This is a genomic window from Streptomyces sp. PTY087I2, from assembly GCF_001687325.1.
Taxonomy (GTDB): Bacteria; Actinomycetota; Actinomycetes; order Streptomycetales; family Streptomycetaceae; genus Streptomyces.
The window spans coordinates 91590-106580 of sequence record NZ_LZRD01000007.1 but is presented as its reverse complement, the minus strand read 5'-3'; the positions used below and the strand labels follow the sequence as shown (position 1 = coordinate 106580).

Here is a 14991-nt window from a genome sequence, read left to right as displayed (position 1 = left end):
CCCCCGATGTCCGCAGAGCGCCCCTCCCTGCCGCCGGTGCGGCTCAACTCCGAGGCCGAACTGGCGCGGGACGCGCTCGCCGCTCCGCTGTTCGTCCGGGCCGTCAGGCTCGCCCGGTGGGCCGGCCCCGACACCCGTGTCGGCGCGGGCGGCGAACTCGTCGAGGCGCAACTGCCCGCCGCCGCCGAGCATCTCGGGCTCCCGGCCGACGACGACGGTGCCGCGTACGCCAGCGAGGCCTGGCGGCTCGCTGTGGACACCGGCCTCCTCGACGTCACCGACCCCGAGGAGGAGGGCGACGAGGGCACCGTCTCCGCGGGCGAGAACCTGGCCCTGATCACCGGCGGCTCCCCGCACGACGTCCTGTCCATCTGGCTCGACGGCCTGGACGCCGTGCACGCCGACGCCACCGCGCCCGTCCTGGACGACTTCACGGACCTCGTCGGCGAGGACGGCTCGATCGACTTCGACGCCCTGGACTGGGACCCGGAGGCCGAGGCGGAATTCCTCGACGGCGTCCTCGGCAACCTCTACCTCCTCACCCTCGCGGACAACGGCGCGGGCGAAGGCCCGGTCCCGCTGCCCGCCCTCGCCGCGTCGATGATCGTCCCCGACGACATGGGCGAGCCGACCGACGACATCCTGGAGCAGGTGTCGGAGGCGATGATGCGCCTCGACGACCAGTTCCGGCTCCTCGAACCCATCGGGATCGTCGAGTACCGGCCGGTCGACGAGGCGCTGATGGTCGAGGAGGGCGAGGCTCCGGTGGACGCCGTCGGGGCCGACGAGGACGACGTCACCCGCTACGGCATGGTCAAGCTCACCCCCCTCGGCCTGTACGGCATCCGCGCCCGGATGCTGGAGGCCGGGGTGGACGCCCCCGCCGTCGGCGACCTCGCGGGCAAGGGCGCCGACGCCCTCCTCGACGGCATCGCCCACTACCCGGAGTCCGCCGCCCGCGCCGAGGTCAAGCTCTGGCTCGCGGGGTACGCCGACGGGGTGGTATCGGCGGCGGCCGAGCTGCTGGCCGCCGCGCGCGGCACGGACGAGGGCGGACCGCTGCGCCGCCTCCACTGCCAGCAGGCCCTCGCCCTGGCCGGCCCCGAGGCGGAGCCCGCCGTACGCGCGGTACTCGGCGACCGGGAACTGGGCGGCCTCGCCCGCGTCTGGCTCGCGGAGCGCGGCGCCGCCGACGTGCCCGCCCCGCCCGAGGACATGATCTTCTGGCTGGCCATCGACACCATCGCCGCCCACCTGGACGCGGACGGCGAGCTGGACGAGCTCCAGGGCCTGGTCGAGGGCCTCTCCGCCCAGCACAGCGGCTTCTTCGACGAGGTCTGGCGCGTCGACCACCCGGCCACCGCCGATGTCCTGGAGGCCATGGGCCGCCTCCACAGCGACAAGAAGGCCGCCAAGGACGCCCGCAAGGCGGCGTTCAAGGCCCGGTCGCGCGCGGGCGGCTGAGGGAGGCGAGAGCCCAGCTCTTTCGCTGAGCGCTGCTCTTGCACAGCAGATGTCGGTGGGTGAAACGCCACACGTTCGGGGTGCTTTTCCGGTGCCCCGTTCCGTGTGGTTCCGGCGCCGGAGGCCCGGGAAAGCGCTGCCCGGCGCCGGTCGGCGCGGGTCACGAATGCGGTACGTCTGGGAGTCGAGCGGCAGACGGGCATGGCGTCGCGCCTTTACAGGGCGCATACTCGACTTGATGAAACAGTCAGCCGGTTCCCGGCGTCACCTGCCGTCCAGTCCCTTCAACCGCCCGGCCCAGGAGGCCCCACCGGTCGAATGCTTCGATGTGGGCGACAGGGTGTCGCACGACCAGTTCGGACTCGGCAGGATTCTTGCTGTCGAGGGCGACAACGACGCGGTCCTCATCGACTTCTCGGGGCGACAGGGGAGGATCCTGAGCCCCTACTCCAAGCTCACCAAGCTCTGAGACGCCCGTCTTCTCCGGATCCGGGGCACCTGAACCGCAGCGGTTCAGGTGCCCCGGATGTGTCTAGAGCGCCTGGGCGGCGGGCTTCACCATGCCGCGTACGGTGCGTGACTTCACGAACTCGCCCATCGCGGTCATCTCCCACTCGCCGGTGAACTGCTTGATCAGCTTGGCCATCATCACGCCGGTCTGCGGCTCGGCGCCGGTGAGGTCGAAGCGGACCAGCTCCTCGCCGGAGGCGTCGTCGATCAGCCGGCAGTAGGCCTTGGCGACCTCGTTGAACTTCTGGCCGGTGAACGAGTTCACCGTGAAGACCAGGCCCGTCGCCTCGGCGGGGATCCGGCCCAGGTCCACGACGATCGTCTCGTCGTCGCCCTCGCCCTCACCGGTGAGGTTGTCGCCGGAGTGCTTGATCGCCCCGTTCAGGATGGCCAGCTTGCCGAAGTAGCAGCTGTCCAGGTGGTTGCGGTTGGGGCCGTAGGCGATCACCGACGCGTCCAGGTCGATGTCCTTGCCGCGGAACGCGGGCTCCCAGCCCAGGCCCATCCTGACCCGCGAGAGCAGCGGTGCGCCGCCCTTGACGAGGGACACGGTCTGGTTCTTCCGGAGGCTGACCCGGCCCTTGTCCAGGTTGATCTTGCCGGAGCCGGCGGCGGGAGCGGGCGGGGCGGCCGGGGGAGCGGGCGGCGCGGGCGGCGCGATCCTCGGGTCGACGGGGGCGGCGACCGGGGCGGGCGGAGCGGGGGCCGCCGGAACCGGTGGGGCGGCCGGGGCCGCGGGCTCCTCGACCGAGACGCCGAAGTCCGTGGCGATCCCGGCCAGCCCGTTCGCGTAACCCTGGCCGACCGCGCGGGCCTTCCAGGCGCCGTTGCGCAGATAGATCTCGATGACCACGAGCGCCGTCTCGGCGCTCAGCTGCGGCGGGGTGAAAGTGGCGATCGCGCTGCCGTCGTCCGCGTTGCGCACGGTGGCGGTGGGCTCGATGCCCTGGAAGGTCTGGCCCGCGGCGTCCGGGCTCGCGGTGACGACGATCTTCTCGATGCCCGGCGGCACGGCGGCGGTGTCCACCACGATCGCGTCGGGCGCCGAGCCCCCGCCGGCGCGGTAGGTCACGCCGGGGCCCGAGGGCTGGTTGTAGAAGATGAAGTCGTCGTCGGAGCGCACCTTGCCGTCGGCGGTGAGCAGCAGGCCCGAGACGTCGAGCCGCACCGGAGCGGCGACGTCCACCGCCACGCGGGCGGCGGAGAGGGGAAGGTTCGAGCCGGGGGTCATTGCGGTCATGCCCGGGGTAACGAACGACCCGGCTTTGCCGTTCCCTTACCTTCGCGGCCTTCGACCAGATGCCTTTCGGCCGTCCGGAAGTGCCTCAGCGGCGGTTGCGCGGGTGGTTGCGGGCCGTGCGCTCGTTGCCGTGCTTGTACGCGCCGGTCCAGCGCGCCATCACCAGCTGGGCGTCCCCCGAGACCACCTCGGCCAGGAACTTCTCCGCCCGGCCGCCCCGCAGCGTGCCCGCGGGCCTGCCGTGGTGGGTGATGGTGACGCTCTGGTCGCCGTGCTGTTCGTACTGGAATCCGGTAGGTCTCGGCATGGCCGATATCCTGCCCGTCCGGATGCCCTCCCGTCGCCCGCATTTCCGCCGGCCCCGCTCTTCTGGCCGCCCGTCGGCCCCGCCGCTCCCGGGCTGCTCAGTGCGGCCAGATCGGCGGGTCCGTCACGAAGTGGCCGCCCACGTGGGCGTGCGCCGGATTGTCCGGGTCCAGTTCGCCCTGGTCGGCGACGAGCTTCGCCGCGTACGGCTCGGAGTCGTCCAGCGGCCGGTAGCCCAGCGCCCGCGCCGGGGCCAGATCCCACCACAGGCGCGTGTTGGCGGAGGAGCCGTAGACGACGGTGTGGCCGACGCCCTCGGCGGTGAGGGCCGCGTGGAACAGCCGGGCGCCGTCAGCCGGGCTCATCCAGACCGACAGCATCCGCACCGACGTGGGCTCCGGGAAGCAGGACCCGATCCGCACCGAGACCGTCTCCACACCGTGCTGGTCCCAGTAGAGCTGGGCCAGATCCTCGCCGAAGCACTTCGAGAGCCCGTAGAAGGTGTCCGGGCGGCGTGGTGTGTCCAGCGGGATCAGTGGATCACCGGCGGCCGGGCGCGGGGTGTGGCCGATGACGTGGTTGGAGGAGGCGGACACGATCCGCCGGACGCCCTCCTCGCGGGCCGCCTCGTAGAGGTGGTATGTGCCCTGGATGTTGGCGCGGAGGATCTTGTCGAACGTGGACTCCAGCGAGATGCCCGCCAGATGGATCACCGCGTCCACGCCGCGTACGGCCTCGCGCAGCGCCTCCCGGTCGTTCAGGTCGGCGGTGATCGCCCCGGGCTCGCCCGCCACCGGGACCAGGTCGAAGAGCCGCAGGTCGTATCCGTACGCGGGCAGCAGCCCCCGCATCAGGGTGCCGAGGCCGCCTGCGGCGCCGGTGAGCAGGACGGTACTGCGGGGAGCGGTCATACGGAGGTCTCCTCGGGGCGTACGCGAGGCGTGCTGTGCGCAATCCTGGCTGACATTCACATCCGTGGAAAAGCTAGGGAGAGGGGAGTGGTGCGTCAAGGGTCTGCGTCCGCCTTGACCTGCCCTTGATAGCTGTCTTAGCGTTACGGAGTTCAGAAATATGGACGCCGTACAGAATTGTGCACGCCTGAATCTGCTCAGGGAGCGCCCGTGACCTCAGCCCCCCTTGCCGCCCGGCTCCGTGAAGTCGCCGGGCCGCTCTTCTTCCCCGTGACCGCGTTCGGGCCGGACGGCACCGTCGACCTCGATGTCTTCCGCGCCCATGTGCGGGCCGGGATCGACGCCGGCGCCGCCGCGGTCTTCGCCTGCTGCGGCACCGGCGAGTTCCATGCGCTGACCATCGAGGAGTTCCGCCTCGCGGTCGCCGCCGCCGTCGAGGAGACGGCCGGACGGATCCCGGTCGTCGCCGGGGCCGGCTACGGCACGGCCCTCGCCGTCCAGTACGCGCGTGCCGCCGAGGAGGCCGGAGCGGACGGGCTCCTCGCCATGCCGCCCTACCTCGTCGTCGCCGACCAGGAAGGGCTGCTGAACCACTACGCGGCCCTCGCGGCGGCCACCGGCCTGGAGACGATCGTCTACCAGCGGGACAACGCCGTCTTCACCCCGGAAACCGTCGTCGCCCTCGCCCGCACGCCCGGCGTCATCGGGCTCAAGGACGGCCTCGGCGACCTCGACCTCATGCAGCGCATCGTCAGCGCGGTCCGCACCCACCGGCCCGACGGCGACTTCCTCTACTTCAACGGACTGCCCACCGCCGAACTCACCGGTCTCGCCTACCGGGGCATCGGCGTCACCCTCTACTCCTCCGCCGTCTTCGCGTTCGCCCCGGACATCGCGCTCGCCTTCCACCGGGCCCTGGACACCGGCGACGACGCCCTGGCCGACGCGCTGCTCGACCACTTCTACCGGCCGCTCGTTGAACTGCGCGCCCAGGGCCGCGGATACGCCGTCTCCCTGGTCAAGGCCGGTGTCCGGCTCCAGGGACTGGACGTCGGCGAGGTCCGCACCCCGCTCACCGAACCGTCCGCCGCACACGTCAAGGACCTCATCGAGATCATCGCGAGCGGCCGCGCCCTGCTGGAGGAGTACGCCGCCGAGGGGCGCGCCACTGGGGGGCGCGCCGCCGACCGGCACGCCGCTCCGGGAGGCCCGGCGTGAAGGCCGGCGTTTTCCTCTACCCCTGGGACGTCGTCGGGGACCCGGACGCCGCCGCCCGGATCGCGGATCTCGGCGTCCGGCAGGTCACCCTGGCCTCCGCCTACCACTCCACCCGGGCCCTGACCCCCCGCCACCCCGCCCACCGCGTCGTGACCGCCGAGCACGCCGCCGTCCTCTACCCGCCGGACCCGGACCGCTGGGCGGGCCGGGCCCTCGCCCCGTACCGCCAGAGCTGGACGCCCGGCGACGATCCGTACGGGGAGGCCGCCGAGGCGCTGGCCGCCGCGGGTCTGGAGGTGCACAGCTGGGTGGTCCTCGCGCACAGTTCCCGGCTCGGCGCGGAACGCCCGGACACCTCGGTGGTCAACGCCTACGGCGACCGCTACCCCTGGGCCCCCTGCGTCGCCCGCCCCGCCGTGCGCGACTACCTCGTGGACCTCGCGGCGGAGGCCGCCGCCCGGCCCGGCACGCGCGGCACCGAACTGGAGTCCTGCGGCTGGTACGGCTTCGCCCATCTGCACGCCCACGACAAGGTCGCGGGCGTCGGCCTCGGCGACGCGGCGCAGTATCTGATGTCGCTGTGCTTCTGCGCGGTGTGCCGCGAGGGGTACGGGGAGGCCGGCGCCGATCCGGAGGCGCTGTCCACCGCCGTACGCAGGGCCCTGGAGCCGGCCTGGTCCGGCGGCGGCTCCCCGGAGTCCGGCCGCGACGGCATCGTGCGGCTGCTCGGGCCCGGGTACGCGGACGCGACCCTGCGATGGCGCGGCCTGGTGGCTCGTACGGTGCAGGAGTCGGCCGTCGCAGCCGTACGGGCGGCGGCCCCGCCCGGCTTCCAGGTGCTGCTGCACGCCGACCCCGTCCCGTACCGCACGGGAGCCAACGTCGGCGTCGAACCGGACCACATCCTCGCCGTGGCCGACGGGGTGGTGCTGCCCTGCACCGGGTCCGACGCCGTACGGGAGGCGGTCCTCGGGCCGTTCGCCGGGCGGGGCGGGGTACGTGCCGCGAACTTCGGGATCGTCACCGGGATGGGCGGCAGCCCGCGCACCCTGGAGCACGATGCCGCCCACGCCGCCTCGCTCGGCGCGGACCAACTGCGCCTGTATCACGCGGGGCTGGCCTCCGGCCCGGACCTGGAGGCGGTCGCTGCGGCACTGTCACGGCTGGGGTGAGGCGGGGTCGGCCCCCGGCTCACCCGATGTCGGCGCGGGTGCCGTGGCTCCCGGGGCGTCGCGCTGTCGTCGCGCACCCGCCCCCAGCACCACCGCGGCCAGCACCCCCGCTGCCCCGGCCACCGCCGTCAGCACCTGTACGTCCACCACTGCCACCAGCCCCGCCCCCAGGGCCAGGGCCACCGCGTTGGGCGCCGTCATCAGGGAGCCCGCCGTCGCCGCCGTACGACCCAGCACCGCGTCCGGCGTCTCCCGCTGCACCGCCGTCATCGCCGCGATCAGCACGCACGGCAGGCCGAACCCGATCGCCGCGCTCGCCCCCAGCGCCACCGCGTCCGGCTCCACCGTCCGCGCCCCGGCCCCCAGCGCGAACAACGCGATCCCGCCCGCCGCGAACACCCGCTCGGGCACCCGGCGCAGCAGCGGTCCCGCCAGCAGCCCCACCGCCACCGAACCCGCGCCCTGCACCGCATACAGCACGCCCGCGTACGCCGGGGCCCGGCCGAGCACCTCGTCGACGTACGCGAAGGTCACCGCCCCGTTCACCCCCGCCAGGAACATCGTCGCCGCCCCCGCCGTCACCAGCGGCCGCAGCACGGCCGAGGCGCGGATCCGCCGCAGCCCGGCGGCGAGTTCATCGCGCCACGAACCCGCAGGGACCGGGGCCCGAAGCGGGCCCCTCACCGGCAGCCGGGCGAAGACCAGGGCTGCCAGCGCGCAGGTCGCCGCCGCCAGCAGGGCCACGGCCGGGCCGCCGAACCGCACGTACAGCCCCGCGCCCGCCAGCGGCGCGACCAGCTTCATGCCCTCGTTGGCCGTCATCCGCAGCCCGTTGAAATCCGCCAGCAGCGAGGCGGGCACGGTCCCCGCGACGAGCGCCGACTCCGCCGCGTCGAGCACGACGCCGCTCGCCCCGTGGAGCACCAGCACCGCGAAGAGCAGCCAGACGGTGCGGCCCGAGTCCACCAGCACCAGCGGGAGCAGCAGACAGGCCGTCACCAGATTGCCCCGGACCAGCAGCACCTTCCGGTCCATCCGGTCCGCGAGCGCGCCGAGCGCCGGGCCGGCCAGCACCGGGGCCCACATCGCGAACACCGTCAGCGCCGCCAGACTGTTCGACCCGGTCAGCGACTTGACCCAGATCCCCGCCGTGAGCCACATCGCCGACATACCGAATCCGGAGACGACCACCCCCGCGAGACAGCGCCCCGCCGTCCGGTCCCGCAGCACCCTCACCACCGCCGAACCGCCACCCATGCCACCGCCGTCCTCTCCGCTCCACGCTCCCCACCCCGCATCCGCGCTGTGTGCGGCTCATGGTGGGGAGTAAGGCCCTCCGGCGGCATCGGGCGGATTCCCTAGGCGTCCTCAGACGTCCTCGGCACGATGTGCCTCCGCGCGCTCCACGAAGATCCGGTGCAGATCGCGTGCGGCCCGGGTGACCGAGCCCGAGCGGCTGCGCTGCACCACCAGGAGCACCGTGGTCGTGTCGTCCCTCAGAGGGCGGCAGGTGATCGCGCCGGTGCGCTCCAGCGGGTCCCCGATGACGCTGTAGTCCGGGAGCACGGTGACCCCCAGCCCCTCCGCCACCATCAGCTTGCCCATCTCCGCGCCGTCGGCGGAGTACGAGAACGAGGGCACCCGGCCCTTCAGCAGCCGGTGGGTGAAGCGGTGCATCAGATAGCCGGAGCGCATCACGATCAGCGGCTCGCTCAACAGATCGTCCACCCCGACCGACTCCAGCGCCGCCAGCGGGCTGTCCGGGCGCAGGCAGACGACCGGGCGGCCCCGCAGCAGCTCCGTGGTGTGGAGGTCGGGCGCCAGATCGTCGCCCTCCAGGTAGTTCACCAGGCCGAGGTCCACGCCGCCCTCCAGCAGGGAGCGGTGGATCACCGACTGCTGGGCCGCGATCACCTCCACCTCGGTGGCCGAGTGCAGCGCGTGGAACTCCCGGATCGCCGGGACGAGCAGGGGGACCGTCGCCGCGAAGACCGTGCCGAGCCGGACCGTCCGGCTCGTGCGGTGCTGCTCGTCCGCTGCCCGGCGCAGCCGGTCGACCGCGTCCAGCACCCCGATGATGTGCGGCAGCAGTTCGCGCCCGGCGTCGCTGATCGTCGCCCCCGACCGTTTGCGGTCCAGCACGGTCACCCCGAGCTCGCGCTCCAGGTTCCGTACGGTCTCGCTCAACGCGGGCTGCGACAGGTGCAGTTCCTCCGCCGCCCGGCGCAGCGACCCCAGCCGGGTGACGGCCTCGATGTACTCCAGCTGTTCGATCCGCATCGCCGTTCCTCATCTCCGGAGGCGGTGGAAGGGGAACCCTATCGCTCCCTCGCCGATGCCTTCTCGACCTGGAGCGTTCCCGCGCCCTACTCTGGAACCCGAAGGCGCCCCGCGATCCACCGGGCGCCCGCCGCGGAACGCGAAAGGAGAGGGATGTGCGCCGCTTGACCCGTCGCCGCCACATCGACCTCGGCCGCGTTTCCAGCGCCTTCTGTTGTTCCCGCTGACGCGAGGTCCGAGGGGCCGAACCCTCCTTCGCGCTCCCCGCGTACGACCGAGTGCGTCCGCGTACGACCGCACACACCCACGTACGGCCGTGTGAGCCCCCGCACGCCCTCGCGCTCCGCTTCCGCGCCCATCGCCCCTGATCGGGTTTCTCGATCACCGGGGCCGCCGCGCCCTGCCCGCCACCGCGCCCGACCCGCCTTCCTGTCACGGGAGAACCGCATGCCCACTCCGCCCTCCGCCGACCCGGTGCGCTTCGCGTACTGGGTCCCCAACGTCAGCGGTGGCCTCGTCACCAGCACCATCGAGCAACGCACCGACTGGGGGTACGACTACAACCGCGAACTCGCCGTCCTCGCCGAGAACAACGGCTTCGACTACGCGCTCAGCCAGGTCCGCTACATGGCCAGCTACGGCGCCGAGTACCAGCACGAGTCCACCTCTTTCAGCCTCGCCCTGCTGCTCGCCACCCAGCGGCTGAAGGTCATCGCGGCCGTTCACCCCGGCCTCTGGCACCCCGGCGTCCTCGCCAAACTCGGCGCCACCGCCGACCACCTGAGCAACGGACGCTTCGCCGTCAACGTGGTCAGCGGCTGGTTCAAGGACGAGTTCACCGCGCTCGGCGAACCCTGGCTGGAACACGACGAACGCTACCGCCGCTCCGAGGAGTTCATCCGGGCCCTGCGCGCCGTCTGGACCGAGGACCACGCCGAACTCGCCGGGGACTTCTACCGCATCCGGGACTTCTCCCTGAAGCCCAAGCCGCTCGCCTCGCCGGACCGCCCGCACCCGGAGATCTTCCAGGGAGGCAACTCCACCGCCGCCCGGAAGATGGCCGGACGCGTCTCCGACTGGTACTTCTCCAACGGCAAGGACTTCGACGGCGTCACCGAGCAGATCCAGGACGTCCGGGCCTCCGCCGAGAGCGCCGGACGCACCCCGCCCCGCTTCGGCCTCAACGGTTTCCTCATCGCCCGCGACACCGAGGCCGAGGCCCGCGACACCCTGCGCGAGATCGTCGCCAAGGCCGACACGGAGGCCGTCCACGGCTTCGGCTCGGCCGTCAAGCAGGCCGGGAGCTCCACCGCCGACGGCAAGGGCATGTGGCAGGACTCCTCCTTCGAGGACCTCGTCCAGTACAACGACGGTTTCCGTACGGGGCTGATCGGCACCCCGGAACAGATCGCCGAGCGCATCGTCGCCTACAAGCGCCTCGGCGTCGACCTCCTGCTCCTCGGCTTCCTCCACTACCACGAGGAGGTCGAGTACTTCGGCAAGAAAGTGCTGCCGCTCGTGCGGGAGCTGGAGGACCACCAAGCCCGTCCGTCGTCGAAAGGTTCGTCATGAGCACCGTCGCGCCCACTCAGTGGAAGACCCTCCCGGCCCCCGCCGGCCCCGACGCCTGGATCGAGCGCGCGGCCGAGGTCGCCGCGATCCTCGCCACCGACGCCGCCGCCCGCGACAAGGCGGGCGCCACCCCGTACACCGAGATCCAGCTGCTCAAGGACTCCGGACTCGTCACCCTGCTCGGCCCGGCCGCCCACGGCGGCGGGGGACAGGACTGGACGACCGCCTACCGGGTGGTCCGCGAGGTCGCCAAGGCCGACGGCTCGATCGGCCAGCTCCTCGGCTACCACTACCTCTGGAACTGGGCGGCCCGCCTCGTCGGCACCCGCGAACAGTGGGAGCACGTCGAGGCCGAAGCGGTCCGGCACACCTGGTTCTTCGGCGGCGCGGTCAACCCGCGCGACAGCGACGTGGTCGTCACCGAGGACGGCGACGACCTCGTCTTCACCGGCGCCAAGACCTTCTCCACCGGCAGCAAGGTCTCCGACGTCACCGTCCTCGAAGGCGTCCTGGAAGGCACCGACCGGCACATCTTCGCCATCGTGCCCTCCGACAGCCCGGGGCTGGTCTTCCACGACGACTGGGACAACATCGGCCAGCGCCTCACCGAGAGCGGCGGCGTCACCATCGACGGCGTCCGCACCCCGTGGGCGTCGGCCGCCGGTTATGTCGACAAGGAGTTCCGGCCCCGCGTCTACAACACCCTCAACGTGCCCACCATCCAGCTGGTGTTCATCAGCTTCTACCTGGGCATCGCCGCCGGGGCCCTGGAGACCGCCGCCACCTACACCCGCACCAAGGCCCGCTCCTGGCTGCACGGCGGGTACGACAAGGCCGTCGACGAGCCGTACGTCATCGACACGTACGGCGACCTCACCGCCAAGCTCTGGGCCGTGGAAGCCCTGACCGACGCGGTCGCCGCCGAGGGGCAGAAGCTGCACGACGCGCCGGACGAGGTGACCGAGCAGTCCCGCGCCGCGTTCGAGGTGCGGGTGGCAGCGGCGAAGGCCCGGGCCACCGAGGTCGCGCTGGAGGTCACGAGCCGCATCTTCGAGGTCACCGGCGCCCGCGCCACCGCCTCAGCCGAGGGCCTCGACCGCTTCTGGCGCAACGTCCGCACCCACACCCTGCACGACCCGGTCGCATACAAGCGGCGCGAGGTCGGCCGGCACGTCCTGACCGGCGAACTCCCCGAACCCACCTGGTACTCCTGACCGGCTCGCCGCCGGGCCCGGGGCGGATACACGACCGCCCCGGGCCCGGCACACCCCCCGAAACGAGGTCACCGTGGCCACTGTCCTGTCCGTCTCCGGCAGCCCCTCCGCCACCTCCCGCACCGCCCGCCTGCTCCGCCACCTCGATGCCGACCTGGCCGCCCAGGGCCACGAGGTGATACCGCTCGACGTCCGCACTCTGCCCGCCGATGCCCTGCTCGGCGCGGACTTCGCGCACCCCGAGATCGTCCGCGCCACCGAGCTGTTCGCCCGCGCCGACGGCATCGTCATCGGCACCCCCGTCTACAAGGCCGCCTACTCCGGGCTGCTGAAGACGCTGCTCGACCTGCTGCCCCAGTACGCGCTGACCGGCAAGACCGTCCTCCCGCTGGCGACCGGCGGCACCACCGCCCATGTCCTCGCCCTCGATTACGCGCTGCGCCCGGTGCTCTCCTCGATGGGCGCGGCCCACATCGTCCCGGGCTGGTTCGTCCTCGACCGGCACATCACGACCGGCGACGACGGGGGAGTGGTCCTGGACCCGGCCTCCGCCGCCCCGCTCGACCAGGTGGTCGCCCAGTTCGCCGCCGCCCTGGACCGGACGGCCCCCGTCCCCGCCACCCGCTGATCCTGATCCGTACCCCTTCTGGACCCCTTCTGGAGGCAGGCCCGTGACCGCGCCGACCCGACGACGACCACCCCTCACCGCGCGGGTGATCCGCGACGACGCCGAGGCGCTGCGCACCGCCGCCGAACTCGCCGAGGAGTTCCGCCCGGGCGCCTCCGGGCGGGACGCCCGCCGCGAACTGCCGCGCGCCGAACTCGACCGGCTCACCGCCACCGGTCTCCTCGCCGTCACCGTCCCGGCCGAGCACGGCGGGGCCGACGTCTCCGCCACCACCCTCGCGGAGGTCTTCCGGCTGCTCGCCTCCGCCGACGCCAGCCTGGCGCAGATCCCGCAGAGCCACTTCGCGTACGTCAACGTCCTGCGGCAGCAGGGCAGTCCGGAGCAGCGGGCCTTCTTCTTCGCGGAGGTGCTGGCCGGCCGGCGCTTCGGCAACGCCCAGTCCGAGGCCGGGACCAAACACCTCCAGGACATCCGCACCCGGCTGACGGCCGCCGGAGCCGGCTCGTACCGCCTCACCGGCGTGAAGAACTACTCCACCGGCGCCCTCTTCGCCGACTGGATCCCCGTCCTCGCCCGCGCGGACGACGACCTGCTCCATGTCGCGTACGTCCCCGCCGACGCGCCCGGCCTCACCGTCACCGACGACTGGGACGGCATGGGCCAGCGGACGACGGCGAGCGGCACGGTGGAACTGGCGGACGTCGAGGTCCCCGCCGCCCACGTCGTCCCCCACCACCTCACCTTCACCGGGCCCCAACTCCACGGAGCCATCGCCCAGTTGCTGCACACCGCCATCGACGCGGGGATCGCGGCAGGCGCGCTGGCGGAAGCAGCCGACTTCGTACGGACGCGGAGCCGGCCCTGGTTCGAGAGCGGGTACGACACCGCCGCCGAGGACCCCCTCCTCATCCAGCGCTTCGGCGAACTGGCCCTGCGCCACCGGGCCGCCGACGCCCTGCTCGCCACCGCCGCGCGGGCCGTGGACGCGGCACGCGTGGACCTCGACGACGACAGCGCGGCCGAGGCGTCGATCGCGGTCGCGGCGGCGAAGGCGTACGCCGGGAGCGCGGCGCTGGAGATCGCGGACGCGCTCTTCGAGGTCTCCGGCACGCGTGCCGCCCTCGGCAGCCTCAATCTGCACCGGCACTGGCGCGACGCCCGCACCCACACCCTGCACGACCCGGCGCGCTGGAAGATCCAGCACCTCGGGCGGTACGTCCTCAACGGCACCCGCCCGCCCCGCCACGGTCTGCTCTGACCTCCCCACCCTGTTCGGAGAAACGATGTCCCTGACCTTCCACTGGTTCCTGCCCACCAACGGCGACAGCCGCCATGTCGTCGGCGGCGGCCACGGCACCCCGGTCACGGCGGCGGGCGGCGACCGGCCGCCGACGGTCCGCTACCTCGCCCAGATCGCCCGCGCCGCCGAGGACCTGGGCTTCACGGGGGCGCTCACCCCCACCGGGGCCTGGTGCGAGGACGCCTGGCTGACCACCGCGATGGTCAGCCAGCACACGGAGCGGCTGAAGTTCCTCGTCGCCTTCCGCCCCGGCTTCGTCTCGCCGACCCTCGCCGCCCAGATGGCCTCCACCTTCCAGCGGCAGAGCGGCGGGCGGCTGCTGCTGAACGTCGTCACCGGCGGCGAGAGCCATGAGCAGCGCGCGTACGGGGACTTCCTCGACAAGGACGCGCGGTACGCCCGCACCGGTGAATTCCTGGAGATCGTCCGGCAGTTGTGGGACGGCAAGACCGTGGATCTGGCCGGCGAACACCTGCGTGTCGAGCAGGCCCGGCTCACCCAGCTCCCCGACCCCGTGCCGGAGGTCTACTTCGGCGGCTCCTCCCCGGCCGCCGCACACGTCGCGGCCCGCCACGCGGACGTCTACCTCACCTGGGGCGAGCCGCCCGCCCAGGTCGCGGAGAAGATCGCCCGGATCCGGTCCCTCGCCGCCGAACAGGGCCGTGCCGTACGGTTCGGCATCCGGCTCCACGTGATCACCCGGGACACCTCCGAGGCGGCCTGGGCGGAGGCGGACCGGCTGCTCGCGGGCTTCGACCCGGCCACCGTGCGCTCGGTCCAGGAGGGGCTGCGGCGCAGCGAGTCGGAGGGCCAGCGCCGGATGCTGGAGCTGCACGGCGGCGGGCGGGACGGCCTGGAGATCCACCCGAACCTGTGGGCGGGCATCGGCCTGGTCCGGGGCGGCGCGGGCACGGCCCTGGTCGGCAGCCACGTGGAGGTCGCGGACCGGATCCGCGAGTACCACGCCCTGGGCATCGACGAGTTCGTGCTCTCCGGCTACCCGCACCTGGAGGAGGCGTACTGGTTCGGCGAGGGCGTGCTGCCCCGGCTGGCGGAGGCGGGGCTCTGGACGCATCCGGCGGGGCCCGTGCGCGTGGGCGGTGCGGCGGAGATCCCGTTCGCGGGCGCGGCGCGGTAGGCAGGCGGGGCAGGCGGTCGGGGCGCAGTAAGGCAGGA

General features: G+C 72.9%; 15 protein-coding genes. 10 read left to right on the top strand and 5 right to left on the bottom strand.

Annotation, left to right across the window (positions count from 1 at the left end; all coding sequences use genetic code 11):
- Positions 1-6 precede the first annotated feature (6 nt).
- Positions 7-1464, top strand: a complete 1458-nt coding sequence (locus tag A3Q37_RS09210) for a hypothetical protein (protein ID WP_065480606.1) — start codon at positions 7-9, stop codon at positions 1462-1464.
- A 238-nt stretch (positions 1465-1702) separates the two neighbouring features.
- On the top strand, positions 1703-1933 hold the full coding sequence (locus A3Q37_RS36775) for a hypothetical protein (protein WP_003969918.1): 231 nt from the start codon (positions 1703-1705) through the stop codon (positions 1931-1933).
- Positions 1934-1996: 63 nt separating this feature from the next.
- Here A3Q37_RS36775 and A3Q37_RS09200 read toward each other — a convergent pair whose 3' ends face one another.
- The 3 genes from A3Q37_RS09200 to A3Q37_RS09190 form a co-directional block, all read right to left on the bottom strand.
- Entirely contained in the window at positions 1997-3214 is a 1218-nt protein-coding gene (locus A3Q37_RS09200) for a TerD family protein (protein ID WP_079137714.1), read from the bottom strand.
- Between the two features lie 85 nt (positions 3215-3299).
- Positions 3300-3521 carry a hypothetical protein gene (locus A3Q37_RS09195; RefSeq protein ID WP_065480602.1) on the bottom strand — a complete coding sequence of 74 codons (222 nt, stop codon included), beginning with the start codon at positions 3519-3521 and terminating at the stop codon, positions 3300-3302.
- A gap of 97 nt (positions 3522-3618) precedes the next feature.
- Entirely contained in the window at positions 3619-4431 is an 813-nt protein-coding gene (locus A3Q37_RS09190) for an NAD(P)-dependent oxidoreductase (protein WP_065480595.1), read from the bottom strand.
- A 210-nt stretch (positions 4432-4641) separates the two neighbouring features.
- Between A3Q37_RS09190 and A3Q37_RS09185 the strand changes: the two genes are divergently transcribed.
- Both A3Q37_RS09185 and A3Q37_RS09180 read left to right on the top strand, forming a co-directional pair.
- Positions 4642-5649, top strand: a complete 1008-nt coding sequence (locus tag A3Q37_RS09185; protein WP_065480592.1) for a 5-dehydro-4-deoxyglucarate dehydratase — start codon at positions 4642-4644, stop codon at positions 5647-5649.
- Positions 5646-6821, top strand: a complete 1176-nt coding sequence (locus tag A3Q37_RS09180) for a hypothetical protein (RefSeq protein WP_065480586.1) — start codon at positions 5646-5648, stop codon at positions 6819-6821. The genes A3Q37_RS09185 and A3Q37_RS09180 overlap by 4 nt, the downstream gene beginning before the upstream one ends.
- Here A3Q37_RS09180 and A3Q37_RS09175 read toward each other — a convergent pair.
- Together A3Q37_RS09175 and A3Q37_RS09170 are read right to left on the bottom strand one after the other, a co-directional pair.
- Positions 6807-8078: an MFS transporter gene (locus A3Q37_RS09175; protein WP_065480583.1), complete on the bottom strand. Its 1272-nt coding sequence runs from the start codon at positions 8076-8078 to the stop codon at positions 6807-6809. The two genes, A3Q37_RS09180 and A3Q37_RS09175, sit on opposite strands and share 15 nt — an antisense overlap.
- A 111-nt stretch (positions 8079-8189) precedes the next feature.
- On the bottom strand, positions 8190-9101 hold the full coding sequence (locus A3Q37_RS09170) for a LysR family transcriptional regulator (protein WP_065480580.1): 912 nt from the start codon (positions 9099-9101) through the stop codon (positions 8190-8192).
- Between the two features lie 155 nt (positions 9102-9256).
- On the opposite strand from A3Q37_RS09170, the gene A3Q37_RS38315 reads away from it, so the two are divergent.
- The 6 genes from A3Q37_RS38315 to A3Q37_RS09145 all read left to right on the top strand — a co-directional run bounded on the left by A3Q37_RS38315 (position 9257) and on the right by A3Q37_RS09145 (position 14953).
- Complete coding sequence (locus A3Q37_RS38315; protein WP_350310323.1) at positions 9257-9328, top strand: putative leader peptide; 72 nt, start codon at positions 9257-9259, stop codon at positions 9326-9328.
- A 220-nt stretch (positions 9329-9548) separates the two neighbouring features.
- Positions 9549-10673, top strand: coding sequence for a dimethylsulfone monooxygenase SfnG (gene sfnG / locus A3Q37_RS09165; RefSeq protein ID WP_065480577.1), 1125 nt, complete (start codon positions 9549-9551; stop codon positions 10671-10673).
- Complete coding sequence (locus A3Q37_RS09160) at positions 10670-11887, top strand: acyl-CoA dehydrogenase family protein (protein WP_065480574.1); 1218 nt, start codon at positions 10670-10672, stop codon at positions 11885-11887. The genes sfnG and A3Q37_RS09160 overlap by 4 nt, the downstream gene beginning before the upstream one ends.
- 73 nt (positions 11888-11960) lie before the next feature.
- Positions 11961-12515 (top strand): NADPH-dependent FMN reductase, encoded by a 555-nt coding sequence (ssuE, locus tag A3Q37_RS09155; RefSeq protein ID WP_065480570.1) that lies wholly within the window; start codon positions 11961-11963, stop codon positions 12513-12515.
- An 85-nt stretch (positions 12516-12600) separates the two neighbouring features.
- A complete protein-coding gene (locus A3Q37_RS09150; RefSeq protein ID WP_065480566.1) occupies positions 12601-13773 on the top strand; it encodes an SfnB family sulfur acquisition oxidoreductase in 1173 nt (390 codons plus the stop codon).
- Between the two features lie 25 nt (positions 13774-13798).
- Entirely contained in the window at positions 13799-14953 is a 1155-nt protein-coding gene (locus tag A3Q37_RS09145) for an LLM class flavin-dependent oxidoreductase (protein WP_065480563.1), read from the top strand.
- The last annotated feature ends 38 nt before the right edge of the window (positions 14954-14991 follow it).